24 protein-coding genes are annotated in these 24,938 nt (G+C 42.3%); 20 read left to right on the forward strand and 4 right to left on the reverse strand.

The genetic code is table 11. The features are described 5' to 3' along the window. Window positions 1-73: 73 nt before the first annotated feature. The 5 genes from FPZ44_RS21365 (at window position 74) to FPZ44_RS21385 (ending at window position 4,688) form a co-directional block, all read left to right on the forward strand. A complete protein-coding gene (locus tag FPZ44_RS21365; RefSeq protein ID WP_144993769.1) occupies window positions 74-1,024 on the forward strand; it encodes an ABC transporter permease in 951 nt (316 codons plus the stop codon). A gap of 14 nt (window positions 1,025-1,038) precedes the next feature. Beyond that, entirely contained in the window at window positions 1,039-1,884 is an 846-nt protein-coding gene (locus FPZ44_RS21370; protein ID WP_144993771.1) for an ABC transporter permease, read from the forward strand. Window positions 1,885-2,096: 212 nt separating this feature from the next. Next, window positions 2,097-3,182: an ABC transporter ATP-binding protein gene (locus FPZ44_RS21375; protein WP_144993773.1), complete on the forward strand. Its 1,086-nt coding sequence runs from the start codon at window positions 2,097-2,099 to the stop codon at window positions 3,180-3,182. Continuing rightward, window positions 3,169-4,158, forward strand: coding sequence for an ABC transporter ATP-binding protein (locus tag FPZ44_RS21380; RefSeq protein WP_144993775.1), 990 nt, complete (start codon window positions 3,169-3,171; stop codon window positions 4,156-4,158). Before FPZ44_RS21375 ends, FPZ44_RS21380 begins: the two co-directional genes overlap by 14 nt. Window positions 4,159-4,211: 53 nt before the next feature. After that, entirely contained in the window at window positions 4,212-4,688 is a 477-nt protein-coding gene (locus FPZ44_RS21385; RefSeq protein ID WP_261378462.1) for a hypothetical protein, read from the forward strand. Between the two features lie 138 nt (window positions 4,689-4,826). Here the strand turns inward: FPZ44_RS21385 and FPZ44_RS21390 are convergent, their stop codons facing one another. After that, window positions 4,827-6,164, reverse strand: a complete 1,338-nt coding sequence (locus tag FPZ44_RS21390; RefSeq protein WP_144993777.1) for a flavin-containing monooxygenase — start codon at window positions 6,162-6,164, stop codon at window positions 4,827-4,829. Between the two features lie 161 nt (window positions 6,165-6,325). On the opposite strand from FPZ44_RS21390, the gene FPZ44_RS21395 reads away from it, so the two are divergent. From FPZ44_RS21395 to FPZ44_RS21405, 3 genes are all read left to right on the forward strand, one after another. Further along, entirely contained in the window at window positions 6,326-7,912 is a 1,587-nt protein-coding gene (locus tag FPZ44_RS21395; RefSeq protein ID WP_144993779.1) for a peptide chain release factor 3, read from the forward strand. Between the two features lie 198 nt (window positions 7,913-8,110). Beyond that, entirely contained in the window at window positions 8,111-9,394 is a 1,284-nt protein-coding gene (locus FPZ44_RS21400; protein WP_144993781.1) for a MerR family transcriptional regulator, read from the forward strand. Between the two features lie 215 nt (window positions 9,395-9,609). After that, window positions 9,610-10,680, forward strand: coding sequence for a MerR family transcriptional regulator (locus tag FPZ44_RS21405; RefSeq protein ID WP_144993783.1), 1,071 nt, complete (start codon window positions 9,610-9,612; stop codon window positions 10,678-10,680). A gap of 135 nt (window positions 10,681-10,815) precedes the next feature. Here the strand turns inward: FPZ44_RS21405 and sspI are convergent, their stop codons facing one another. Continuing rightward, complete coding sequence (gene sspI / locus FPZ44_RS21410; protein ID WP_144993785.1) at window positions 10,816-11,037, reverse strand: small acid-soluble spore protein SspI; 222 nt, start codon at window positions 11,035-11,037, stop codon at window positions 10,816-10,818. A gap of 175 nt (window positions 11,038-11,212) precedes the next feature. On the opposite strand from sspI, the gene FPZ44_RS21415 reads away from it, so the two are divergent. The 5 genes from FPZ44_RS21415 (at window position 11,213) to FPZ44_RS21435 (ending at window position 16,229) form a co-directional block, all read left to right on the forward strand. Beyond that, window positions 11,213-11,881, forward strand: a complete 669-nt coding sequence (locus FPZ44_RS21415) for a potassium channel family protein (RefSeq protein ID WP_144993787.1) — start codon at window positions 11,213-11,215, stop codon at window positions 11,879-11,881. Continuing rightward, on the forward strand, window positions 11,878-12,696 hold the full coding sequence (locus tag FPZ44_RS21420) for a TrmH family RNA methyltransferase (RefSeq protein ID WP_261378463.1): 819 nt from the start codon (window positions 11,878-11,880) through the stop codon (window positions 12,694-12,696). Before FPZ44_RS21415 ends, FPZ44_RS21420 begins: the two co-directional genes overlap by 4 nt. 304 nt (window positions 12,697-13,000) lie before the next feature. Beyond that, complete coding sequence (locus FPZ44_RS21425) at window positions 13,001-13,414, forward strand: BlaI/MecI/CopY family transcriptional regulator (protein WP_144993789.1); 414 nt, start codon at window positions 13,001-13,003, stop codon at window positions 13,412-13,414. Beyond that, entirely contained in the window at window positions 13,414-15,285 is a 1,872-nt protein-coding gene (locus FPZ44_RS21430) for a M56 family metallopeptidase (protein ID WP_144993791.1), read from the forward strand. Before FPZ44_RS21425 ends, FPZ44_RS21430 begins: the two co-directional genes overlap by 1 nt. Before the next feature lie 179 nt (window positions 15,286-15,464). Next, a complete protein-coding gene (locus tag FPZ44_RS21435; RefSeq protein WP_144993793.1) occupies window positions 15,465-16,229 on the forward strand; it encodes a hypothetical protein in 765 nt (254 codons plus the stop codon). A gap of 136 nt (window positions 16,230-16,365) precedes the next feature. On the opposite strand, the gene FPZ44_RS21440 is transcribed toward FPZ44_RS21435, so the two are convergent. Next, a complete protein-coding gene (locus FPZ44_RS21440) occupies window positions 16,366-17,472 on the reverse strand; it encodes a sensor histidine kinase (protein ID WP_144993795.1) in 1,107 nt (368 codons plus the stop codon). After that, a complete protein-coding gene (locus tag FPZ44_RS21445) occupies window positions 17,469-18,197 on the reverse strand; it encodes a response regulator transcription factor (protein WP_144993797.1) in 729 nt (242 codons plus the stop codon). Before FPZ44_RS21445 ends, FPZ44_RS21440 begins: the two co-directional genes overlap by 4 nt. Before the next feature lie 165 nt (window positions 18,198-18,362). Between FPZ44_RS21445 and FPZ44_RS21450 the strand changes: the two genes are divergently transcribed. The 7 genes from FPZ44_RS21450 to FPZ44_RS21480 all read left to right on the forward strand — a co-directional run bounded on the left by FPZ44_RS21450 (window position 18,363) and on the right by FPZ44_RS21480 (window position 24,840). After that, window positions 18,363-19,091, forward strand: coding sequence for an ABC transporter ATP-binding protein (locus FPZ44_RS21450; protein WP_144993799.1), 729 nt, complete (start codon window positions 18,363-18,365; stop codon window positions 19,089-19,091). Next, entirely contained in the window at window positions 19,084-19,788 is a 705-nt protein-coding gene (locus tag FPZ44_RS21455) for an ABC transporter permease (RefSeq protein ID WP_144993801.1), read from the forward strand. The genes FPZ44_RS21450 and FPZ44_RS21455 overlap by 8 nt, the downstream gene beginning before the upstream one ends. Before the next feature lie 79 nt (window positions 19,789-19,867). Then, complete coding sequence (locus FPZ44_RS21460; protein WP_261378464.1) at window positions 19,868-20,746, forward strand: DUF4097 domain-containing protein; 879 nt, start codon at window positions 19,868-19,870, stop codon at window positions 20,744-20,746. A gap of 238 nt (window positions 20,747-20,984) precedes the next feature. After that, window positions 20,985-21,995: a siderophore ABC transporter substrate-binding protein gene (locus tag FPZ44_RS21465; RefSeq protein WP_144993803.1), complete on the forward strand. Its 1,011-nt coding sequence runs from the start codon at window positions 20,985-20,987 to the stop codon at window positions 21,993-21,995. A 19-nt stretch (window positions 21,996-22,014) separates the two neighbouring features. Beyond that, the gene (locus FPZ44_RS21470) at window positions 22,015-23,025 is read left to right on the forward strand and encodes an ABC transporter permease (RefSeq protein ID WP_144993805.1); all 1,011 of its coding nucleotides are present in this window, start codon (window positions 22,015-22,017) and stop codon (window positions 23,023-23,025) included. A 1-nt stretch (window position 23,026) separates the two neighbouring features. After that, the gene (locus FPZ44_RS21475) at window positions 23,027-24,091 is read left to right on the forward strand and encodes an iron chelate uptake ABC transporter family permease subunit (protein WP_144993807.1); all 1,065 of its coding nucleotides are present in this window, start codon (window positions 23,027-23,029) and stop codon (window positions 24,089-24,091) included. Then, complete coding sequence (locus tag FPZ44_RS21480; protein ID WP_144993809.1) at window positions 24,088-24,840, forward strand: iron ABC transporter ATP-binding protein; 753 nt, start codon at window positions 24,088-24,090, stop codon at window positions 24,838-24,840. The genes FPZ44_RS21475 and FPZ44_RS21480 overlap by 4 nt, the downstream gene beginning before the upstream one ends. Window positions 24,841-24,938 lie beyond the last annotated feature (98 nt).

The following is a 24,938-nucleotide window of genomic DNA, read 5'->3' on the forward strand; positions in this document are numbered from 1 at the left end:
TCTCAACAATTGAACTAACACAATGATGAGCGCTGGCAATTTTGCCGGCGCTCCCTTATGGAGGGAACTCCCTGTGCACAAATATATTTTACGGCGTATTTTACAGGCGATACCGCTCTTGATCGTCATTTCGATCGTATCTTTTGCACTCATTAAACTTGCTCCTGGTGATCCAGTAAGCTCGTTCGTTACTCCTGATATGAGTCCAGAAGATGTGGAGCGTATCCGTCAGAACATGGGGCTGGATCAGCCTATTTATGTGCAATATTGGCATTGGCTTGTAAACATGTTATCAGGTGATTGGGGCTACTCCTTAGTAAACCATCGTCCTGTGTTGACACTCATTATGGAGCGTCTCCCTGCGACTATTGGTTTGATGGGATCAGCTCTCTTTTTGTCATTACTCATCTCTGTACCATTAAGTATGTATGCGGCTGCTCGTAAAAATAAGGCTGCAGACAAGGTGCTAAGCCTGATTTCATACATCGGGATTTCGATTCCGAGCTTCTGGTTCGGTATTATGCTTATTTATTTATTCGCGGTTAAGCTGCAATGGCTGCCGAGCATGGGGATGCGGACAATCGGGGTGAATTCGTTCTTGGATGTTGTGAAGCATGGTATTTTACCATGCACGGTACTCGTATTTATGAACGTTTCTGTGTATATGCGGTACATTCGTTCACAGACGATTAGTCAGCTTGAGGAAGATTACGTACAAATTCAGTATGCGTATGGATCAACTACAGGTACGGTATTGGTACGACATGTGCTTAAAAATACGCTGCTGCCTGTCATCACCATTTTCGGAATGTCATTCCCAGAATTAATAGCGGGCGCGTTCATTACAGAATCGGTATTCTCGTGGCCAGGCATGGGTGCATTAGGAATTACATCCGTATTTGCACTCGATTACCCCGTCATTATGGGGATTACGATGATATCGTCAGTGATGCTTGTGATCGGGAATTTGCTGGCGGATATTTTGTATGGGATCGTCGATCCACGAATTAAAACGATGAAGTAATGAGGTGAGCAAAAATGAATGCACTGAAGTTGCGCCAAGTGGTTGCACAGTTTAAACATCAGAAATTGGCTATCGCAGCACTCGTTGTGCTGCTTGTGTTCACCTTGGCTTCGATATTTGCCTTTTTGTCCCCGTATGATCCGAACAAGCTGGTCGTAACGGAAAGGTTGCAATCGCCAAGCGCGACACATTGGTTCGGCACTGATGATCACGGACGAGATTATTTATCTCGTGCCTTGTATGGTGGTCGTGTTTCCCTTAGTGTTGGATTCCTCTCCATGATTATTGCGGTGGGGATTGGCACAACCGTAGGAACGATTAGTGGTTATTTTGGCGGCTGGGTAGATAATGTGCTGATGCGTATGGTCGATGTGTTGATGTCGATCCCGTCCTTTTTCTTAATGCTTATTTTGAATGCGTATTTGAAGCCGGGCATTACGACGATTATCGTCATTATCGGGATGCTCAGTTGGATGAATATTGCGCGTATTGTACGGGCTGAAACGCTGTCTGTGAAGGAGCGGGAATATGTCTTGTACGCGCGTGTGTCAGGTCAAAGTACATTTAACATCATTGTGAAGCATATTGTGCCGAGCATGATGCCAACGATTATTGTGGCGGCGACGATCTCGATTGCTTCTTCCATTATGATGGAATCATCACTCAGCTTCCTTGGGCTAGGGATTCAACCGCCGAATTCATCTTGGGGAAGTATGTTGAACAGTGCGCAAGGATATATCGGAGATGCGCCTTATATGGCGTTGTTCCCAGGTTTCTTGATATTGTTGACGGTACTGTCGTTCAACTTCCTAGGGGATGTATTGCGAACAGCGTTTGAACCAAAAGCAAACCGCAAATAGGTTAGACATAGCACAAGTTTTAGGATGACTTAAGGATTCAAGAGTTTTTTTGAAAATTATCTGAGTGGTTCGCAGAAGTGTTTGCAGCAGTTATTGTGAGTTGGATGAAAAGAAATGAAGTTTTTTATTATATAAAATTTTTGATGTTAGCTTTTGATAATAGAAGATGTATTTTATGGAAGAAGACGATATAAGACTACGGGGTGAGTCCTATGACTGAACCATTGTTAGCTGTTCAACAATTACAAACATCGTTTCATACGCAAGCTGGTGAAGTCCAGTCGGTTCGTGGAGTCAGCTTCACGGTGCGTGAAGGGGATATCGTCGGCATAGTCGGTGAATCCGGAAGCGGAAAGACGATTACTGCAAAATCCATTTTGCGATTGATTCCTTCGCCTGGTGTCATTAAGGGAGGAGTTGTACAATTCCGCGGGGAAGATATGCTGAAAATGTCTGAGCGGCGCCTGCGTGAAGTGCGAGGCAATCAAATTGCGATGATCTCACAAGATCCGATGACGGCGTTGAACCCAGTTGTTAAGATTGGAACGCAGCTGGTGGAAGTGCTTCGCCGCCATCGCAAACTTAGTCGAGCAGAAGCTCGCCAGAAGGCGATTGAATTGCTGCGGCAAGTGGGCATCACTTCACCTGAGAAGCGTATCGATCAATATCCGCATGAGTTCAGCGGCGGGATGAGGCAGCGTGTCATGATCGCGATGGCTCTGTCATGTGAACCGGATTTGCTAATTGCCGATGAGCCTACGACGGCATTGGATGTAACGATCCAAGCTCAAATTTTAAGCTTGATGAAGCGTTTGAGTGATACAACGAAAACTTCAATTTTGTTGATTACACACGATTTGGGTGTCGTAGCACAAGTATGTACGAGAATCATCGTCATGTACGGTGGCCTCATTATGGAGGAAGGCACGGTCGAAGATATTTTCGAGCGTCCACAGCATCCTTACACGAAAGGGCTGCTTCGTTCGATCCCGCGTGTACAGGAAGGTGAGCGGGAACGGCTAATGGCGATTGACGGTTCGCCGCCAGACTTGCTGCATCCACCTACTGGTTGTCCATTTATGGAACGCTGTGCAGTTGCCACGGAACGCTGCCACGAGCTTCCGCTATACGTAGAAGCGGGGCCATCCCATCGTGCCTTGTGCTGGTATGCTGGTCAGGAAGAAGCATCAGTTGGAGACCGTTTGGCAAATGGAAGTGGAACAAGTATAAAAATTGCGCTGGGTGTAACCGATGAGACGGCTGTGCACGAGGAGGTCGGTGGACATGAGCACGAATAATTCCAAAGATGTGTTAATTGAAGTAAAAGGGCTTAAAAAACATTATGCTGGTAAAAAAAGCTTGTTTGGTCGTTCACAGCAAGTCGTAAGAGCGGTCGATGATGTTAGCTTCACGATTCATCGTGGAGAGACGTTCGGTTTGGTAGGTGAGTCGGGCTGCGGCAAGTCGACAACTGGGCGCAGTATTGTTCGTTTACATGATGTGACGGACGGGGAGATTTGGTTCGACGGACATAATGTAGCGAGAATGAATGAGCGACAATTGAAGCCGTTCCGCAAGCGGATGCAGACGATTTTTCAGGACCCGTATTCTTCTTTGAATCCAGGTATGAATGTGGCACAGCTGATTAGCGAACCGATGGACATTCATCGGCAAGGGACGAAGGCTGAACAGCGCGACCGTGTACTCGCTCTTCTCGACAAGGTTGGCATGAAGGCAGAACATGCGAACCGATATCCGCATGAGTTCAGTGGCGGGCAGCGGCAGCGTATAAGTATTGCACGCGCCCTCTCGGTGCAGCCAGAGTTCGTGATGTGTGATGAGCCGATATCGGCATTGGATGTATCGGTGCAGGCGCAGGTTGTAAATATGCTGGAGGATCTCCAAGCGGAACTGGGCTTAACGTATTTGTTTATTGCCCATGATTTGTCGATGGTGCGCCATATTTCGAATCGGATTGGCGTTATGTACATGGGCAAGCTGGTAGAACTTGCACCAAGTGATGAGTTGTATAAGCGACCAGCGCATCCATATACACAAGCGCTGCTAGCGGCCATTCCGCATCCTGATCCGAAGCAGGAAATGCAGCCTCCTCCGATTTTGGAGGGCGAGCTTCCAAGTCCGCTGAGCATGGCGGTTGGCTGTTCGTTTGCATCGCGGTGTCCATATGCAACGGAACGATGCCGGAAAGAAACGCCGGTGTGGCGTGAAATTGCACCACAGCATTATGCGTCCTGCCATCTTCATGAGGCATAGCTAGTTATATAGGATGTTACCACTATAACGTGAGACAGGAAGGGAGACGTGTTATGAGTATGACCATTACGGCGGCAATTTCGCAAAGTACAGCCATTCTATTGGAACGTGCACGTCAAGCAGGCTTTACGACTGAAGAACTGCTCGACATTGTTGCAGCGAATGATGAGTCAAGGTTGGAAAGAGCGGCAACGGAACATTTTACGTATGAGGATTGGATTTCCTACGCAAAAGAGCATGGCGAGCCATTGGAACAAGCGATTCGTGAAGGATATCGTCTGACATTTAATACGGTCAATGGTCTCAAATGGTGGCTGCGTTACAAATACGATATCGTGGCAGAAGAGGATTATGAGGTCGGAGATGGACGCTTCAACGGATTGAAATTGAATGCTGCGCAAATCGCAGAGTTGAAGCAAGTCATTGCCCGCAACTGGGTCGTTATTGACGAAGTTGAGGGTGGACATGATAGTTCCGTGCAAGATCGTGTGATCGATGTTGCTGTTAGAGCGAAGCTAAACGAATCGTAATGTAACATAACATAAAGTAACGGTATAATTGTAAATCATAATAAAAAGCAGAGTGAGTGAGCTTAGAAAGATGAGCTTGTTCACTCTGCTTTTTTTATGTACCTAGAATTTTGCTAAGTATGTGGTATTCATTTCGTTCTAGATCTCCAATATATCAGCGGCGAGCTTCGCTGCGTCCCTACCTGCTCCACAGATAAGAGCGGAGCTTCTTGCTTGTTGCCAAGGCATGCCGATAACAAAAAGTTTGGGGATTGGGGTATGATGGCCACGGTAATTTATTTGCCCTTGCGGATTGCATAAATTAGGAGCCTTAATCCAATCATTATCCTGCTTAAACCCAGTTGCCCATACAATTGAAACCGGGGACATGGTAGAGCCATCAGCGAACACGACAGATGAGGAAGTTGAGTCCCATTCCATAGCTGTGCTCAGCAGCTGAATTTTCTCAGCGCGCAGCGCTTCTTTTAATTCATAGCCGAAAATGGGGTCACCTTGTCTTCGCAGTATACGAGCCCGCCAACTATCGGTAGGAGCATGTAAAAAACCTAGTGCGTCCATCCATTCGAATGTACTTCTACCAAGCATTCGAAGTGGTAGATGACGGATCGAGGAACGTACGGAAAAGCTTACTTGATGTGTGCGTGACAGTTCAACAGCGATCTGTGCACCTGAGTTTCCACCACCTATAACAAGCACGTTACCTGCTGACAGCTGTTCGGGTCCTAGATAGGAGCTGGAATGGAACTGCGCAATGGAAGAATCGATGCGCTGCGCCCATTCGGGAATTGCGGGTGCAGAAAATGCACCGTGTGCCAGTACAAGCTGTTTGCAGCAAAGTGGCTTATCGAATCCATGAATCGTGAGGTGGAATCTGCCCTTGCATGAATAATTGTTCTGTATTTGTGCTATTGGTTCGTTTAACTGTTCTTGTTGCGGTTGTTGGATCAGTCTGGTAGTTGTGTGATTCTGATTGACGAGTTGTACTGCGGTTACATTACAGTTTCCAACAATCGGAAGATTGTAATGAGCTGCATAACGCTCCATATAGTTTGCCATTTCATCTCTGTTGGGGAAGCCCTCTGGGTCACCAGGCAATGAGAGGTTAGGAAGTTGGCTGTATTTTCGCGGTGTAAATAATTGCAAGGAATCATAGCGGCTGCGCCAGCTGTCGCCAACTCGTGCGTGTCGATCCAAGATGAGAGTGGACATTGCTGGTGCCCATTCTTTTATTCGTGCGCCGAGAGCTAATCCCGCCTGTCCTGCACCGATAATGATAAGATCAAGTGATTCATGGCCAGATATGCAATTATAGATAACTTCCGGATTAAATAAGTAGGTATTTGTATTGCGGGACGAGTCTTTTCCCGGTTGTGCATTATTTTTAGATACGATAGACACATTAGTACCACTTGATTGTGAAGAGTACTTTGTTTGCGGCGGTAAATGGGCTATGTTTGAGTTCAGTGCGTTTCTCATATCGTACAGCCTCCATACGAAAGTTTTTATTATTATAACATTAGTAATATTATTTGAATATTAGAAAAGTAAGAAAAAAGAATTGGCCGCCCCGTTTATGATGCTTTCTATTTTGTGTTACAATAGGAGATACGTGATTTTGTGATGAGAGGGCTAAAATAATGAGCAAATCCTTAACGGAACAATTAAAGCAAGAAGTTGAGAAGCGTCGTACCTTCGCTATCATTTCTCACCCGGATGCGGGTAAAACAACACTGACAGAAAAGCTGCTTCTATTCGGAGGAGCGATTCGTCTTGCAGGTACAGTTAAGGCGAGAAAAGCAAGCAAGCACGCAACAAGTGACTGGATGGAAATCGAGAAGCAGCGTGGTATCTCTGTAACTTCCTCTGTCATGCAGTTTGACTATAATGGACATCGCATTAACATTTTGGATACACCAGGTCACCAAGACTTCAGTGAAGATACGTATCGTACATTGACTGCTGCGGATAGCGCGGTCATGTTAATTGACGTTGCTAAAGGTGTCGAGGCACAGACAATTAAGCTGTTCCAAGTATGTGCGAAGCGTGGAATTCCGATCTTTACTTTTATCAATAAACTAGATCGTGAAGGCCGCAGTCCGTTCGAACTCTTGGAAGAGCTGGAGCAAGTACTTGGCATTCGTTCTGTGCCGATGAACTGGCCAATTGGCATGGGTCGTGGTTTGTGTGGGGTCTATGACCGTATGAATAATCAGGTTGAGCTATTCCAAGGCGACGATCATTCCAACATTCAAGTACAGAAGGTCGAAGACTACCGTGATCCGCATATCCGCGAGATGGCTGGTGAGTTCTTGCACGATCAATTGTGCGAAGAGTTGGAACTGCTTGATGTAGCAGGCGACGAGTTTGACTATGAAAAAGTGAAGCGCGGCGAATTGACGCCTGTATTTTTCGGAAGTGCGATCAATAACTTTGGTCTGCAAACGTTCTTGGAGAACTTCCTTAAACTTGCACCATCACCAGCTCCGCGTCAATCGACTAGCGGTGAAATTGATCCGACGAACGAGAAGTTCTCAGGCTATGTGTTCAAAATCCAAGCGAACATGAACCCAGCCCACCGTGATCGCATCGCATTTCTACGTATTTGCTCAGGAAAATTCCAACGCGGTATGAGCGTAAGGCATGTTCGTGCTGGTAAAGATATTAAGCTGGCACAGCCGCAGCAGTTCTTGGCGCAAGATCGTGATATCGTGGATGAGGCATTCCCAGGCGATATTATCGGTTTGTTCGATCCGGGTATTTTCCGTATCGGAGACAGCTTGAGCCAAGGTTCTGAAATTGTATTTGATGAGCTGCCAACATTCTCGCCTGAGATCTTTGCTCGAGTAACAGTGAAAAATGCATTGAAGCACAAGCAATACCAAAAAGGCGTTGATCAGTTGACAGAAGAGGGTACGATTCAAGTGTTCCACAATGCAGGTGTGTTCGATGAGACGATCCTCGGTGTTGTTGGTCAACTTCAATTCGAGGTATTTGAGCATCGTATGAAAGCGGAGTACGGGGTAGATGTGCAGTTGCAGCGTCTAGGGTTCCAATTTGCTCGTTGGGTAGTTGGTTCACAAATCGATCCAACGAAGTTCCGTATCAACTCTCAGCTTGTTAAAGATAAGAAAGATAACTTTGTTGCCCTGTTCGAAAATGAGTACGCAATGCGTACAGCTATGGAAAAAATGCCAGATGTGAAGTTCCTTGAGACTGCACCGTAAGGCGTTTAAATGATAAAGCTAGGTTAGGTTTTATTATGGGAAGAGCTCTTCACCGTTAAGGTGGGGAGCTTTTTTGTGTTCTTTTATTTAATTGAGTTTATATATAGAAAAAAATACCTGATTTACATTAACGCTGCGTCAATGTTTACAATATAGCTAACACGTGTTAACGGAACATTTTGATGGGGTGACGTCACTATGAAAATACAAGATGTGTCGCGGCAGCTAGGAATGACTACTCGTTCCATTCGCTATTATGAGGAGCGCGGACTGCTGGGGGCTATTTCGAAGGAGGAAAACGGCTATCGCGTGTTTCGCGAGGAAGATGTGGAGCGGCTAAAGTTAATTGGCTGGCTGCGCGAACTTGGGATGTCCATTGAGGATATACGAAGCTGTTTAGATGAAGCGATGGTTGGAGACATGACAGCGATACGAGTTCATATGATGCGGAGACGCAAAGCATTTGTTGAGGAGATTGTGCAGTTGAAGCTGCTTATTCAACAGATGGATCAGTTGATTCATATTCCAGGAAATACGGAAGGGAACTTATTAGCGATGAAATTAGAACAAGCAGCAGAACAAGCGAAGCGTGTTGATAAAGTGCGCAATTCTTGGGAGGATAAATGGGATTTTGACAGCTTAGCGAAACAGTATGATACAAAAGTGAAGGATGTTGAGCATAAGCAATCACTTACATGTGAGCAGCAAGGGCATGAACAAGCAAATGCTCATAATCATGGAGAAGGAAATACACATGGACATGCTCAATCGCATGGCTGTGGTCATTCTCATGGTCACAGTCACGATCATTCAGAAGGACATTCCCATGGCCATAGCCATAGTCATTCCCAAGAAAATGCACATGGGCAGGGCCATTCCAATAAACACAGTCACTCACATGGACATTCCCATGGCCCTGTAGATTATAACGGAGCTTTGCAGCGTGCAAGCGAGCTTGCGAATATTAAACCTGGAGATCGCGGACTGGACTTAGGCATCGGTACGGGCAATTTAACGACCTATTGTTTAAGTAAGGGAGCTATCATGACAGGGGTTGATCAATCGGAGCAGATGATTGAAAGATGCCGGGAAAAATGGCCTTCTGTTCGACTGCTGCTGGGTAATATGATGGCCTTGCCTGTTGTAAATGAGACGTTTGACTTTGTTGTTTCGTCTTTTGCGCTTCATCATATGACAGATGAGCAGCAGCAAATCGCACTGCAAGAAATTGATCAAGTCGTTGTGCCTGGCAGCAGAGTCGTTCTTGCTGATCTGATGTTTGAAGATGAAGACCATCGTCAATCTTATTATGCAGATGTATTGCAATCAGGACGAAAGGATCAAATAGAGAAAATGAGCAAGGTAGATTATCCGGACTGTTCCAATCTGCTGGCTTGGCTGAGATCTAATGGGTACGAGGCGGAAGTGGAGCAGTTAGATACATTGACTTCTATCGTGTACGCAATAAAACAGAGAGCATAGAATAAATGACAAGGCACGGCTTGCAGATAGCAGGTCGTGTTTTTTATTTTGCGAGAGTATTATTTAGGGTTTACATATAACGTAAATCGGAACTTGTTATGCGTTTTATTTTACATATGAAAAATATTGAAATAAATGCTTTACGTTGACGCCGCGTCAACGTTTACAATAAATGTATTACGTGATAACGACAGAGTTGATGGGGTGACGTCACTATGAAAATACAAGATGTGTCGCGAATGTTAGGAATGAGCACACGCTCGATTCGCTATTATGAGGAACGCGGATTGTTGGCGCCTATTCAAAAAGAAGATAACGGTTATCGGATGTTTAGGGCGGAAGATATAGAAAGGTTAAGACTAATTAGCTGGCTGCGCGAGCTGGGGCTTTCTATAGAAGAGGTAAGAAGTTGTTTAGACAAGGCATTGGCAGGAGATTTGGCATCGATACGAGTACATATGATGCGGCGACGCAAAGCATTTGTAGAAGAAATCGTACAGCTAAAACTGTTAGTCCAGCAGATGGATCAATTAATTCATATTCCTGAGGATACGGAAGGAGCTATTTTATTTATGAAATTAGAACAAGCGGCAGAACAAGCAAAGCGTATCGATGAAATGCGCAATTCGTGGGAAGATCGATGGAATTTTGATAGTCAGGCTGATCAATACGATGAAAAAGTAAGTAATGTTGGAGATGATGCTTATCACGTTCATGCAGATTATAATAAAGCTTTGCAGCGGGCTTGTGACGAAGCCAGAATCAAGCCCGGGGATAAAGGACTCGACTTGGGCATTGGAACTGGAAACTTATCAGCACGCTGTATGGATAATGGAGCGATAATGACTGGTATTGACCAGTCTGAACAAATGCTCAATCGTTGTCGGGAGAAATGGCCGGCGTTTAGACTTTTGCTCGGCAATATGATGGCCTTACCTGTTGTGAATGAGACGTTTGATTTTGTTGTATCGACTTATGCGCTTCATCATTTGACAGATGAGCAGAAGCTGATCGCGCTGCAAGAGATCGACCAAGTACTTGTTCTGGGAGGCAGAGTAGCTATTGCTGACCTTATGTTTGAAGATGAAGCTCACCGTGAGTCCTATTATACGACGTTAAAGGAAGCGGGACGCGAGGAAGAGATTAAGTGGATTGAAGACGAATATTATGCGGATCGTTCTAGACTGCTCGATTGGTGGAATGCGAATGGCTATGAAACAGGAGCAGAGCAGTTAGGCGAGCTGGTACATATCGTTTATGCGACAAAAACATCGATATCAAATTAATAGCGACACGGCTTGCAGTTGGCGAGCCGTGTCTTTATGTTGTAGTTAAACATAAGTAACTGATAAGCAGCTCAATTACTGAATTTTTAGGTGCTGGAACAATTAGAGATCGCTATTAAATGTATTGTTCTAAACCTATGCAGGCGAGTCTTTGAGCTTCTGCTGGATCACTTGGATGAACTGTTGTTGCTGTTCAGGGCTGCTTTGTTTCCATATGACCTCGAACAGAACACCTAGCCCAGGCAGCGCTCTTTCATCTCCATCTACAGAGCCAAGAATCATATCTTTAATATCTGCATCTGATTGATTTGCTACTTTTTGCATAATAGCTTGTCGCAAGTTAATAAGTACGTTCATGATACAACCTCCTTCTGCATCTTGATCATCTATAGCTTAACCTTGTTGCCTCTAATGCATGTATGCGAGCGGCGTATCAAGGAAACCTATACGTGAGTGCGGTTTGGGACAAGCCTTGTAGGGCTGTGCTATAATAATGGCAGCATGTAACCGAAATGAACGGGAAGGTGAACCGATGGCAGTCAAGAAACAATACGCGATAATCGGCATGGGCCGCTTTGGGTCCAGTGTTGCTAATAGCTTGAGCAAGATGGGCTTTGAAGTATTGGCGATCGATTCGAGTGAGCAGAAAATACAAGAAGTTGCGAGCATGGTTACGCATGCTGTATCAGCTGATTCTACTGATGAAGAAGCGCTGAAGGCGCTTGGTATACGCAACTTTGACGTTGTCGTCGTTGCCATTGGACAGGATATTCAAGCGAGTATTTTGACTACACTTATACTGAAAGATCTTGGCGTACCTATGCTTGTAGCGAAGGCGCAGAACGAGCTTCATGGTAAAGTGTTGAACAAGATCGGTGCGGATAAGGTCATATTCCCTGAACGGGATATGGGAACGCGCGTGGCGCATAACTTAATTTCCCCGAACATTATGGATTATATCGAATTGTCTGACAATCACAGTATTGTAGACATGCGTGCTTCGACCAACATGATTGGCCAAAACTTAATCGAATTGGATATTCGTGCACGCTTCGGCTGCAACATCATGGCAATCAAAAATAATGGGCATATTAATATTTCACCATTAGCTGATTACCGTCTTCGTGAAGGAGATGTGATGGTTATCGTCGGTCAAAATGATCATCTTAATAAATTGGAGTTGGCATTGTCGGAATTATGAGTACATCATTTATAACGATAACATCGGTAAGTAACCCGCGCGTTAAACAGTGGGCACAGCTGCAAGATCGCAAGTATCGCAATCGTGAGGGGCGTTATATTGCAGAAGGTATTCATCTTGTACAGGAAGCATTGCGTTCTGGCGCTCCTGTAGAGAGCGTTGTGTTCGATCAAGAACGCGGACTGCCTGCGGAACTGACTTCCTATGTGAAGGAAACGGAAACAAGTAGTCAACCCATTGAGTGGATTGCAGTTACGGATGCAGTAATACGAAAGTGTACGGATGCGGAAACACCTCAATCTGTGTTTGCGGTTATGCGCAAGCCTGAATTGAACTGGAGACAACTATTTGAGGCAAAGCAGGCATTGGTTGTCGTTGTGGATGGTGTGCAAGATCCAGGTAACTTAGGTACGATTATTCGTTCTGCAGACGCGGTAGGGGCGACAGGTGTGCTTATCGGCCGCGGAACGGTTGATGTGTATAACAGCAAGACGGTGCGCTCGACGATGGGTTCCATGTTCCATCTTCCTGTTGTGGAAGGTGATCTGTTGGAGCTTCTGCCAGAAGCGAAGGAGCAGGGTGTCTGCGTTGTAAGCACAAGCTTGCAAGCGGAGCATTCTTGCTATTCGTTTGACTTCCGTCAGCCGACATGGTTCGTTGTCGGCAATGAGGGCAAAGGTGTTTCGCCACAGGTGCAGTCGCTGGTGGACGAGTCCGTTATTATCCCGATGCAAGGACAAGCGGAGTCGCTGAATGTCGCTATGGCGACGACCGTGCTGTTGTATGAGGCGATGCGTCAGCGGCATTATAGGTAGCGTGGTAGCGGGTTTGGAAATGTAATTATATTTACGAATGGCGTCAAAGCTCTTGATTCATGAGGGCTTTGACGCCATTTTTATTTTCGTATTTTTGTATACGAGTAACGTTAGACTACAATGGGCTTTATGTGTTTTATAGCTAATAATAATCAAATGAAGAGCTGTTATTTTTACGATATTGAAAATAGTAATGATTATTTGCTAACGTATGTTGACAACAAGCAACTACATTTGTAGTATCAAAATATAACTATAGCTGTAGTGTTATCGGTTTATTATTTTGATGTTGGAGGTTTTATGTATGACACAACAAATTCCCCTCATTACGGATGCTGAGCTAGAGGTAATGCGTGTACTGTGGGCGAAGCCGAATTGTCCTTCTATTGAGGTTGTGAATCAAATGGCGGATCTTATGGGTTGGAGTCCAAATACGACTAGAACGCTGTTAAGCCGACTGGTACAAAAGGAAGCAGCGGGCACAAAGCCGGAAGAGGGTTCGAAACGCAGCTATTTATTTTATCCGCTTATTAGCGAGCAAGAGTATTTGCGCTCTGAAACGAAATCATTTATGAAAAAGCTGTATGGTGGTTCATTGAAACCGATGTTAGCTAATTTCCTACAAGATAAGAAGTTAAATGCAAAGGAAATTGAGGATCTGAAGGCTTTATTTGATGAAACTGGCAGCGATGATCAACAAGGAAAGAGAGAGATCTAATGAGTCCATCCTTGCATGCAGGCTTAATGGAGATTTTTGATTGGGTTATTCGTGGATCAATAATGGCTGGCATTCTGGTCGTACTTGTACTTACCCTGCAATTTCTGTTGAAAAATAAGCTTGGAGCGAGATGGACTTATTTGCTCTGGCTGCCTGTGGTGATTCGCTTACTGCTCCCATGGGCACCAGAGTCTTCTCTTAGCTTGTACAATGTGCTGCCTGCCAATGCCATAACACCTGGTTTTCAGCAAGGCATTTCCCCAACTGCTGCGAATGAAATGTGGCAGGGAGCTGAGGGGGTAAGAGAGACAGCGTATGATGGTGAACGCTCTTTCCGTTCGGAAAACAACAACCTTTTCGAGAGCGGAGCAGCTATGCCTGGTTCTCACTATCAAGATGAATTGGAAAGTGGACGTGATAATAGCTATTGGTTGAATTGGAATCTGAGCGTAGTGGATATGTTTATGCTGGTTTGGCTTACAGGCGTATTGTTCCTTATGGCCAAGACGATAGTTGATCAGCTTCGCTTGAACCAAGCGCTGCGAGCGGGTCGTGTTGTTACTTCGCCTCGTTTATTAGCTATGTTCGAGGAGACGAAGCAACTATTTGATGTGAAAAGGGACGTGCGTTTTATAGCTTCGGATCACCTGCCTGAACCAGCTGCGGTCGGTTTTTTTAAACCTACGGTTGCTATATCGCCCACACTACTTATTGTCTTGAAAAAGGAGCAGCTCCAATATATTTTAGCGCATGAGTGCGCTCATATTAGGCGCTGGGACGTCGCAGTCAATTGGGTGCTGCATATCGTCCTCATCCTTCATTGGTTTAATCCACTGCTGTGGCTAGCGTTGTACAAAGCGCGACAGGATCAGGAGATGGCTTGTGATGCTTGTGTGCTGGATCGGCTTGGAACGATGGGGAATCATGTATACGGACAAGCGATTATCCAAGTGCTAGAGCATTTTTCGGGTAACAAGCCTCAACCAGGAATTGCTGCACTATCTGCTACACATAAGCAAATGAAAAAGAGACTGCTTATGATCAAACATTTTCAAAAAAAATCTTATCAGTTGTCGATATTCGGCATTGCTACGATTGTTGCCCTCAGCAGTGTTACGCTGGTAGATGCGAAGAGCAATGTGACGTTAGTAGATAAGACGAGCAGCAATACTTTGTCGGTACCCCAAGCGATGGACGTACATGTGGAGCAGCCTCAGTCACCATCGGTTGTAGATAATAAAATAGGTATGGCTAATATCCAATTGGATGATGAAAAGTTTATCGATAACGAGATACAGCGGGTGGAAGCATTGGTTAAAGAGTCTGGTGGTGGCTACGCTATCTACTTTAAAGACAAGCAAGCGAACAACGGGCAGCGTTTTAACTTTTATGGAGATATGGTTGGAAAAGCATTTTCGACCTATGAGGATTACCTAAATAAAGCTGTTACTTTGGAGAGTTCTACTCTACAGCAGCCCGTAAATTTGCCGGAAGGATTTGAGTTTTCGAGAGGGGAGATTAGGATACCGCTAAAGTTCTTTGATGATTTGAGAGCTGAAGGTAAAAAGAGTGGGAAACCTGTATATACTAAGAGGTTTGAATGGAAAGAGACGGCAATCCAGCTTATGTATACGAATGGAAAGGACGAGCTGATCCTCAATCAATATACAGCTGGCCCAGACTATCAGAAGCTGAAAGGGTTTGAGTATGAACAACCTTATGATAAGAGGACAAGAAAAGAACCAGATCCGAACATTCCAAAGTACGTATTTTGGTATGGGACAGGTACATATTATTACAGCATTTCAACGAATTCTGATATGACGAAGGAACAGATGATCGAAATCCTTAAAGCTGCAGTGAAACAATAAATGAAGCTAGAAATAGCGCTCAAGTGAAGAAGCTCACGCGATCTGAAGATTGTATGAGTTTCTTTTTTTTTCCATTAAATAGGTTGACAATAATTAACTACAGGTGTAGTATATCGTTATTAACTACAGTTGTAGTTAAATGTACATAGATAAATAGACAGTTGAGAGGAGCAAGAAACATGAACGCAGCAGCGAAAGCATCAATCACCACATTGTGCGGTATTTTATTATTTGGATCTATTATGAGCCCTATGACAGGAGCGGCACCTTCTGAATTAGTTCGACAATCCACTGCTAAAAAAGCAGCTGAAAAGGCGCCAACGGCAGAGGAAAAAGAATTTATCAAGAGTGAGATTAAGCGAGTTCAGGCTCTTATTAATGACCCTAGTGATGTCTATATTATGGTGTTTAATAAATTCAAACAGTTAAATAACGGAGTTCCCTTTCGTCCTTTCAGCGATTATAAAGGGAATCGATTTACTACATATGAAGATTACGCAAAAAGAATTTCTCACTTCAATGGCCCCGTCTTGCAGCAGCCCTCCAATATGCCAGAGGGATATAAGCTTGTCAGCGCGCGAATTGAAATTCCATTCGAGGGAAAATTTTTCGATGATTTGCTGGAAGAGGGTAAAAAGAGTGGCAAAGCCGTGTATATCAAAAAGATGGACTGGAAAGAAGTCGGGAGAGTCCATTTAACGTATACGAATGGAAAAGATGAGATATCGATAGATCAGTATACAGCGGGTCCAGACTATCTTAAGCTGAAAGGCTTTGTTTTCGAACATCCCTATGATAAGAAAAGAAAAAAGGGACCAGACCCGAACACTCCAAAGTACGTATTTTGGTATGGTACAGGTAAATACTACTACAGCATTTCAACCAAATCGGATATGACGAAGGAACAGATGATTGAAGTCCTTAAAGCTGCGGTGAAAAAATAAAAAAATTAGGGTGGAGAGTTCTTGTATATAAGCCCGTGCAGATTACATAGAAAAGGCCCTCTGCCTCATAATGATGAGTCAGTTCCAAATAGGGCCGCACGGGCTTTGTTTATGATCATGTTCATTACGATTTTGGCTAAATCGTGTGAGCCATTTTTGGCAATCTAATTTCAAATGATGTCCCTTTCGAAAGCTCACTCGTTACAGAAATCGTCCCTTTATGTGCTTGGACAAGCTTATAGACGATGGCCATGCCTAGGCCAGTCCCCTCTGAAGCAGCATCGGTTGTGGTGCCGCGGTAATATTGTTGAAAAAGGTTGTCTACCATCTCGATGGACATGCCTACGCCGTTATCGGTAATACGAATAACTACTGCATCAACTTTACTTGAGAGTTCCGTATAAATATCTGTATGTTCAGGGTTGTGTATAATCGAGTTCATTAAAATATTTTGCAAGATACGATACATGAACTTGGGATCGAAATCAACCTGCATATCAGGTGTGTCTGTCTTGAAATGCAGCCTGTAGCTGCTAGCTTGCGGATTATTACTAATGTCGGCAACAACCCTTTTCGTGAATTCTACCATGTCTAATGCTGTCTTGTTTAACGATAACATCCCGTCTGCATGATTTAGCTGCAAAATAAGGCTGAAATCGTTTATTAATTCTTCCATATGTATGCCTTTATCGTGAATCTCCTGTAGAAATGAACAAGCCTCTTCCTGTGACCATTCATACTCATTATTTAATAAAAGCGTAGAGTAGCCTGTGATATAGGTTAAAGGTGTTTTCAAATCATGAGAAATCCCCGCGATCCATTCTTGCTTCGCTTGTTCGATTTTCCGTCTTTCCCGATCATTAGCCTGTAAAGTAGAAGCCAACGCCTCCAGTTGCTGCAATACCTCCTTATAAAGAAGATAACGCATGCGCAGCTTACTTTTTCGAGTATAAATGTTCTTCAAACCTATAGGGTTCTCGTAATTGTGCTGCGATAACTGATAAATCCAGTTCATAATAAATCCGATCGGACCGCCAAAATACCATCCAAATAACCCAACGCAAACGAGCGTGCTGCCTCCAAAAATCCATCCTACAAGCATACCCTCTGTATTTTCATTAACTATGAGCCCCAACGGAGGAAGGATACCTTCTATAATGATGATTATACTTAGGCCAGATGCCAGTATCCAAAGAACAAGTCCTAGTGCGAGATGAACGATAAATCGGGTTGTTATTCTCATCTGCCTGCCTCATTAGTAGGGATAAATTTGTAGCCGATCCCTCTTAAATTGACGATTATTTTTGGGTTTCGTGTATCATCGCCAAGCTTTTTCCGCAGCTTGGCGATATGGATCGTAACGGTTTTCTCCTCGCCAAACGCATCATTTCCCCAGACTAATTCATACAGCTGAGCAGTTGTGAAAATACGATTGGGATGTTTGCAGAAGAAATGCAGCAGCTCTAGCTCTTTGGCAGTGCATTCTACAATTGTATCGTTAACGGTTAACGTTGCAGACTCGGGATTATAGGTAAAGCAGCCATAAATAAATAAAGCACTATGTTGCTGCTGGAGCGGTTGTTGTGCATGCTCGTACATGTGCTGCCGCCGCAGAATAACTTTAATTCTTGCTATTACTTCTAAAGGATTAAAAGGTTTTGTAATATAATCGTCTCCGCCAATCCCCAGCCCTGTTAATTTATCAAAGTCTGTAGAGCGAGCACTAATAAAAATAATAGGTGTGTTCGTTAACTTTCGGATTTCCGTACATAGTTCAAAGCCACTTAAATCAGGAAGCATAATATCGAGCAGTATAATATCGTAATTATTTTCTTTAATGCGATGTAAGGCATCTTTTCCTGTAGCTGAGGTTTCGATATGCGTGAAATTTTCTTTCTTGAGCGTGATCTCTAACAGTTTTAAAATGCCTACCTCATCATCTACAGCTAATATTTTTGCAGATTCCATGATGTGTATCCCTCATTTCTCCTCCTCATTATACCAATCTCAATTTCGAATTTGTTTCTCTTATGCAAAATGTTACTAGTAATTTCCCTGCTGTTTACTTTGTTTTTACTTTCAAGAATTAAGCTTAAGGTAGCGAACAAATAGAAGATTAGGGGGAATTACACAATGGAGTCGGTTATTCGCATTAGCCAATTATGCAAAACATACAAGGGGATTGAAACGGTATCGAACGTACATATGAACATCAAGAAAGGAGAAATTTATGGCTTTTTAGGTCCAAATGGAGCGGGGAAAACAACGATTATGAAGATGGTTTTAAACTTAGTAAAACCGACTTCTGGTGAAATTACGGTGCTAAATGAACGCGTGCTTCCTAACTCGTATCTGTATTTAAAGAACATAGGCAGCATTATTGAAAACCCTGTGTTTTATGAAGCGGTAACGGCATATGACAACATAGAGCTGCATTGTGAATATGTTGGGTATTCTCGTAAAGGAGCAGTTGAAGAAGCGCTGGAGATTGTCGGCTTAAATCATGTGGGGGACAAAAAGATTGCTGAGTTTTCGTTAGGAATGAAGCAGCGATTAGGAATAGCTAGAGCGATTGTGACGAAGCCAGACATTCTTATTCTTGATGAGCCGATAAATGGGCTTGATCCGCTCGGTATCAAAGATATACGAGAACTGCTTGTCCGTTTAAAAGAACAGCTAGGGGTAACGATTCTCATCTCAAGTCATATCGTTTCAGAGATTGAATCTATCGCTGATACGATTGGTGTTATTAATCGTGGTCGATTATTAACAGAAGTGAAAATGGATGAGATCAGAAAACAACATAGCCATTTAGAAAAGTATTTTTTAGAGCTTATTATGGGAGATGACCAGCATGCTTAAATTGATGAAATTAGAATGGAAGAAACATCGCGTAAACAGTTATTTTAAAGCGCTAGTAATTTGTATCGCGGCGATTTTTGGGTCGGTTGCGCTAATGGCGTGGACTTCTATAAGTGAGAATGAACCGCTGTTTCCAGATTATGCAGCGTTTATGTCATTGACGAATATATTTATTCGCATCGTATTTATTATTTTCTCGAGTGTACTCTTGTCTCGCTTAGTTATTGATGAATACAGAAATAAGACGATTCAATTGCTATTTACGTATCCGCTGCAGCGAAAAAAAGTAATCCAAGCAAAGTTAGCGATTGTTTTTGGTTTCTGTTTTTTTAGTATTATTTTCGCGACAATTATTATCCATCTACTTATATTGCTCCTAAATCCAATGTTTCCATTGTTTGAAGCGCCTGCTCGTGTAGGTGAGATGGTAGCCTCTATTCCGACTACGTTATTGAACGCAGTTATGATTGCAGGAATTAGTTTAATTCCTTTGTACTTTGGTATGCGAAAAAAATCTGCTCCAGCAACGATAACTTCGGCGGTATTGATTGGCTTTCTGATTAATGCAAACGTTTCGAGTGAGGTCGCTTCGACGAGTCTGTTCCAGTTCATTGCGGTGCCTATTGTGTTGTGCCTGGTAGGTTTGGCGATTGGTTATCTTTCTTATTATAAATTGGACAAGATGGATGTGGCTTAACTAGAAGTCTTGTGAATGTATAGTGATGACTAGAGCAGAGGTCTGAACAGTGGATTAATAGAAATGGAGAATCGAAAAAATGATAAAGAAGAATGCATTATTAGTATTTTCAATTATGTTACTTGCGCTGGTTGGTTCAGCTTGTAGTGTGCTAGGAGTTGGAAGTAAGTCGTTTGCCACCGAACAGTCTTTTCAAGTCGGCAGCATTAAAGCCATAGAAATTAATAATGAATCTTGGGACATTGAATTCAACAGTACAGATTCCAATCAAATCACGATTACTACAGAAGGAAAACAAAAAGATGAGAAAACCGATCCAGTCGTTATAAAAGAGGACGGGAATAAAATGATAATTACTCAAGAGAGTAAAAAGGCTGGATTAATAGATAACTTTACTTTTGGCAAAGAAGGGACAATCAACATTTCCATTCCTAAACATGGAGTGGAGAAGATCGCCGTGAATAATCAATTTGGAAATATGGAGTGGAATGATATAGCGATCCCTGCTGTTGATATTTCCACGGAGACGGGTTCAACGTTGATTAAGGGCCTTACAGCAGACATCGGAAAGGTAACATCCGACAACGGGGCGTTAAGCATAAGAGACAGCTCGATAAGAGAGTTAAAGGTAGCTTCCATTACAGGAGACAACGATTTGACTAATGTGACCAGTTCTAGCATGAAAGTAACGAGCGCAAATGGATCGGTTTCCATTAAAGAAGCGAAAGAAAGTCAATCCGTCGTTGTGCATACGAAAATAGGAGATATTGCTGTGGCTTATAAGGATGCTCCGGCTTCATTAGCTGTCGGTGCTAGCAGTCATTTAGCTGATATAACGGTTCAATTGAAAGGCTTTAAGGAAAGCGTAAATGCGGAACAATCGAAAACAGGCGTAATTGGTAAGGGATTGAATAAACTGGAGCTTGTAAGTGAAGCGGGGACAATTGATGTGCGTTAGAGAGTAGGGAGCATTTCATTAAAATAAAAAATGAAATTCACAAGATTTTGCTTCAAAATTTAAGGATTACGAGAGCTTTTTCGTGGAATTTTATATTGTTTGGTGAAAATTCGGGGTTGATAATATTTTTTGACCTGATATAATTAATTATGAAATTGATAATCATTATCATTAATTTTATCAATTCAGTAATTGTGGTTTGTTTATAGAGTTTACATATAAGGGGAGAGGTAAAGAAATGAAGAAGTTTAAATTCACTGTCTTTATGGCAATTTTGGTTGTAATGTTGGCAGCTTGCTCAAATCCAAGTAATGAAGCTAAAACGGAAACTACTGGGAAAGCAAACGATGCTGCTAAACCTGCAACCGTTCAAATCACTGATGCTCATGGAACGATTGATGTTCCTGTAAACCCTAAAACTGTAGTTGCTTTGGATAATAGAACATTTGAAACTTTAGCTGATTGGAATATTGAGTTGGCGGCTGTTCCAAAGCCTGTAATGCCTGCGGATTCACCTTATGTGACTAACGAAAAAGTTAAAGATGTTGGAAATCACCGTGAACCAAATCTTGAAGTTATTGCAGCTGCAAACCCTGATCTTGTCATTGTTGGTCAAAGATTTGCTGGCCATTATGAAGATATTAAAAAATTAGTACCAGATGCAGCTGTTATTGATCTGAATGTAGATATTTCTAAGGACGCTGAGAAACCAGGAGAAAACTTGGTAAATGGACTTAAAAATTCTACAATTACGTTGGGGAAAATTTTTGATAAAAATGAAGAAGCTAAACAATTGACAGCTGATTTTGATAAAGCTATCGCAGACGCTAAGGCTGCCTATAATGGAAAAGATAAAGTGATGAGTGTTATCGTTTCTGGTGGAGATATTGGTTATTCAGCTCCTCGTTCTGGACGTGTTTGGGGACCAATGTATGAGATTTTTGGATGGACTCCAGCATTAGAAGTTAAAGCTAGTTCTACCGATCACCAAGGTGATGAAATTTCTGTGGAAGCAATTGCACAAAGTAATCCTGATTGGATTTTCGTACTAGATCGTGATGCTGCAGTTTCTGGCGAAACGAATAAAGTTCCTGCTCAGGATGTAATTGATAAATCACCGGCACTTCAAAAAACAACGGCTGTTTCTAAAGGAAATATTGTTTATGCACCAGCTGACACTTATGTAAATGAATCCATCCAAACTTACTTGGAATTGTTCAAAAACATTGCAAACACATTAGCTAAGTAGTGTAAAGGAGCATAACATAGTGCCGAACAATATTAGAACTGGGGTTGAGATTAATTCTCAACCCCAGTTTTATAACCACAATAAAATATGGACAAAACCTTTTATACTAGCAATTATCGTTGTTATTATTTTAGGGGTTATATCACTGTTTACGGGAGTTTATGATATACGTGGACAAGCAGATGGATGGGATATGTTTTTCATAACTCGTGTTCCCAGAACAGCTGCATTAATGCTTACTGGTGCTGCTATGGCAATGGCAGGACTCGTCATGCAACTTATTACACAGAATCGTTTAGTTGAACCTACCACAACGGGAACTATTGAATGGGCGGGTTTAGGACTCCTTACGGTTTATTTATTATTTCCAGCCCCAAGTTTAGTTCTAAGAATGACTGGTGCAATCCTTTTTTCTTTCATAGGAACTATGATTTTCTTTTTATTTTTAAGAAGAGTTAAGCTTCGCTCGTCTTTAATTGTCCCGATCATTGGGCTGATGCTTGGAGCAGTCATTTCTGCAGTTTCCACTTTTCTGGGACTTCTGTTTCAAAAGACGCAAAGTATTGAAAGTTGGTTTGTAGGCTCTTTTGCGTCTGTTCAAATTGGAAGATATGAATATTTGTGGCTAATCGTTATCGTTACGATTCTCATCTTTATTTTTGCTAATAGATTGACTTTGGCTGGACTAGGAGAAGATGTAGCAACAAGTCTTGGCGTAAATTATAGTAGGCTTATTCTTTTTGCTACGGGTCTTATTTCTTTTGCAGTTGGTATTGTTGCAGCTGTTATTGGTAACTTACCTTTCTTAGGTTTAATTGTTCCTAATATTGTTTCCATGTTTAGGGGAGATGATCTTAGAAGTAACTTGCCTTGGGTATGTGTGATAGGCATGGGGACGATAACTTTCTGTGACATCATTTCTCGAACCATTATAATGCCTTTTGAACTACCTGTCTCTTTAATACTTGGAACATTAGGCTCAGTCGTATTTATTGCTATTTTATTGAGACAAAGAAAACTAGGGGGCTAAGATGAACGCATTGGAATATAGAAAAAAAGAAAATGTTGAAATCTATTCTAGCCTTCATAATGAAAATAGATTAGCTGGAGCTTTTCGTTCTAAGAAAGAGGAAAGACGTTATTGGATTTTGCTAACTACATTAATTGTTTTGGGCATTCTTTCTTCATACGGACTTTTAGTTTATAACAATCCGGTTCCAATAGATTCACCTTCTTTTATTCCAGTTGTTATGAGAAGGATAGAAGCTCTTATTGCAATGGTTATTGCTGCAATTTGTCAGAGCTTGGCGACAGTGGCTTTCCAATCGATTACGAATAATCGAATTATAACTCCCTCACTTTTAGGGTTTGAATCACTGTACTCAACCATTCATACAAGTACAATATTTTTCTTTGGCGCCGGTGCATTGATCAATTTTACTGGCATTGGATCATTTCTATTTCAAGTCGTTCTTATGGTTTTGATGAGCTTGATTCTTTACGGATGGTTGCTTTCTGGAAAGTATGGTAACTTACAACTCATGCTTTTGATTGGCATTATTATTGGCACTGGATTGAACTCTGTATCAACGTTTATGAGAAGACTTCTTGCACCGTCGGAGTTTGATCTTTTACAGGCAAGATTATTTGGTTCTGTCAATAATGCAGATGCTGATTATTTTCCTATTGTAATTCCAATTGTAATCGTTGTGGCATTGTTGCTCTTTGCTTATTCTAAGAAATTAAATGTATTGTCACTTGGCAAAGATGCCGCTACTACTTTTGGAGTTAAACATCAATCTAGTATCATTTATGCGCTTATATTAGTTTCTGTGTTGATGTCAATTTCAACGGCTTTAATTGGACCACTTACTTTCTATGGATTTTTAGTAGCAACATTGAGTTATCAAGCGGCGCCAACGTATGACCATAGATATGTGTTTCCAATGGCTCTTGCGATAGGATTTTTGATATTAACGAGTGCATATTTCCTTATGTATCATGTATTTAATGCTCAAGGTGTAGTTTCAGTTATTATCGAGCTGTTCGGTGGAATTTTATTCTTATCTGTAATTTTAAGGAAGAGGGCTCTATGATAAAAATTAATAATGTTAGAAAGTCTTATACGGATACGGTTAAAATAGGGCCTTTGGATATTGAAATACCAAAAGCTGGATTCACTTCTTTGATTGGACCCAACGGTGCTGGAAAGTCTACGACACTTTTGATGATTGGCAGACTTTTGGAAATGGATGAAGGTCAAATTATGGTGGCCAACATGGATGTTACCAAATCTAAATCCAATGACTTAGCCAAAATCGTCACTATTTTGCGACAAGAAAATCATTTTGTAACGAGGCTTACTGTCAGACAACTAGCTGGATTTGGACGTTTTCCTCATTCAAAGGGAAGGTTGACGAAAGAGGATGAGGCTATTATTTCGAAATATATCGATTTTTTAGACTTGACTGATCTAGAAAATAGATATTTAGATGAGCTTTCAGGTGGTCAAAGGCAAAGGGCATATGTTGCAATGGTTTTGTGCCAAGAGACGGAATATGTACTTTTGGACGAGCCGCTGAACAATCTTGATATTGCTCGTTCGGTTCAAATGATGGAGCATTTGAGACATGCTGCTAATGAGTTTGGAAGAACTATTTTGACAGTTATGCATGATATCAATTTTGCAGCCAAATATTCGGATCGAATTTGTGCGATGAAGGATGGACAAATTGCAGCCTTTGGAACAGTGGAAGAGATTATGAAGCCAGAAATATTGACAGATATTTTTGAAACGAAAATAGAAATTCTCGATGGTCCTTATGGTCCAATAGCGATTTATTAGCTTCATAAATAGAAGATAAGTTTCTTGCTAAAGAGCCCCTAAGGCGTTTGAAGGATTTTTTGCTCAAACGTCTTAGGGGCTCTTTACATATTACACAC

Origin of the sequence: Paenibacillus agilis, from assembly GCF_007786455.1 — a bacterium.
In the GTDB taxonomy this organism is placed as follows: domain Bacteria; phylum Bacillota; class Bacilli; order Paenibacillales; family Paenibacillaceae; genus Paenibacillus_B; species Paenibacillus_B agilis.

Bases quoted from the DNA above. Each gene is read 5' to 3' on its own strand.
- FPZ44_RS21370 (WP_144993771.1), top strand. From the start codon at position 1,039: ATGAATGCACTGAAGTTGCGCCAAGTGGTTGCACAGTTTAAACATCAG.
- FPZ44_RS21375 (WP_144993773.1), top strand. From the start codon at position 2,097: ATGACTGAACCATTGTTAGCTGTTCAACAATTACAAACATCGTTTCAT.
- FPZ44_RS21380 (WP_144993775.1), top strand. From the start codon at position 3,169: ATGAGCACGAATAATTCCAAAGATGTGTTAATTGAAGTAAAAGGGCTT.
- FPZ44_RS21385 (WP_261378462.1), top strand. From the start codon at position 4,212: ATGAGTATGACCATTACGGCGGCAATTTCGCAAAGTACAGCCATTCTA.
- FPZ44_RS21390 (WP_144993777.1), bottom strand. From the start codon at position 6,164: ATGAGAAACGCACTGAACTCAAACATAGCCCATTTACCGCCGCAAACA.
- FPZ44_RS21395 (WP_144993779.1), top strand. From the start codon at position 6,326: ATGAGCAAATCCTTAACGGAACAATTAAAGCAAGAAGTTGAGAAGCGT.
- FPZ44_RS21400 (WP_144993781.1), top strand. From the start codon at position 8,111: ATGAAAATACAAGATGTGTCGCGGCAGCTAGGAATGACTACTCGTTCC.
- FPZ44_RS21405 (WP_144993783.1), top strand. From the start codon at position 9,610: ATGAAAATACAAGATGTGTCGCGAATGTTAGGAATGAGCACACGCTCG.
- sspI (WP_144993785.1), bottom strand. From the start codon at position 11,037: ATGAACGTACTTATTAACTTGCGACAAGCTATTATGCAAAAAGTAGCA.
- FPZ44_RS21415 (WP_144993787.1), top strand. From the start codon at position 11,213: ATGGCAGTCAAGAAACAATACGCGATAATCGGCATGGGCCGCTTTGGG.
- FPZ44_RS21420 (WP_261378463.1), top strand. From the start codon at position 11,878: ATGAGTACATCATTTATAACGATAACATCGGTAAGTAACCCGCGCGTT.
- FPZ44_RS21425 (WP_144993789.1), top strand. From the start codon at position 13,001: ATGACACAACAAATTCCCCTCATTACGGATGCTGAGCTAGAGGTAATG.
- FPZ44_RS21430 (WP_144993791.1), top strand. From the start codon at position 13,414: ATGAGTCCATCCTTGCATGCAGGCTTAATGGAGATTTTTGATTGGGTT.
- FPZ44_RS21435 (WP_144993793.1), top strand. From the start codon at position 15,465: ATGAACGCAGCAGCGAAAGCATCAATCACCACATTGTGCGGTATTTTA.
- FPZ44_RS21440 (WP_144993795.1), bottom strand. From the start codon at position 17,472: ATGAGAATAACAACCCGATTTATCGTTCATCTCGCACTAGGACTTGTT.
- FPZ44_RS21445 (WP_144993797.1), bottom strand. From the start codon at position 18,197: ATGGAATCTGCAAAAATATTAGCTGTAGATGATGAGGTAGGCATTTTA.
- FPZ44_RS21450 (WP_144993799.1), top strand. From the start codon at position 18,363: ATGGAGTCGGTTATTCGCATTAGCCAATTATGCAAAACATACAAGGGG.
- FPZ44_RS21455 (WP_144993801.1), top strand. From the start codon at position 19,084: ATGCTTAAATTGATGAAATTAGAATGGAAGAAACATCGCGTAAACAGT.
- FPZ44_RS21460 (WP_261378464.1), top strand. From the start codon at position 19,868: ATGATAAAGAAGAATGCATTATTAGTATTTTCAATTATGTTACTTGCG.
- FPZ44_RS21465 (WP_144993803.1), top strand. From the start codon at position 20,985: ATGAAGAAGTTTAAATTCACTGTCTTTATGGCAATTTTGGTTGTAATG.
- FPZ44_RS21475 (WP_144993807.1), top strand. From the start codon at position 23,027: ATGAACGCATTGGAATATAGAAAAAAAGAAAATGTTGAAATCTATTCT.
- FPZ44_RS21480 (WP_144993809.1), top strand. From the start codon at position 24,088: ATGATAAAAATTAATAATGTTAGAAAGTCTTATACGGATACGGTTAAA.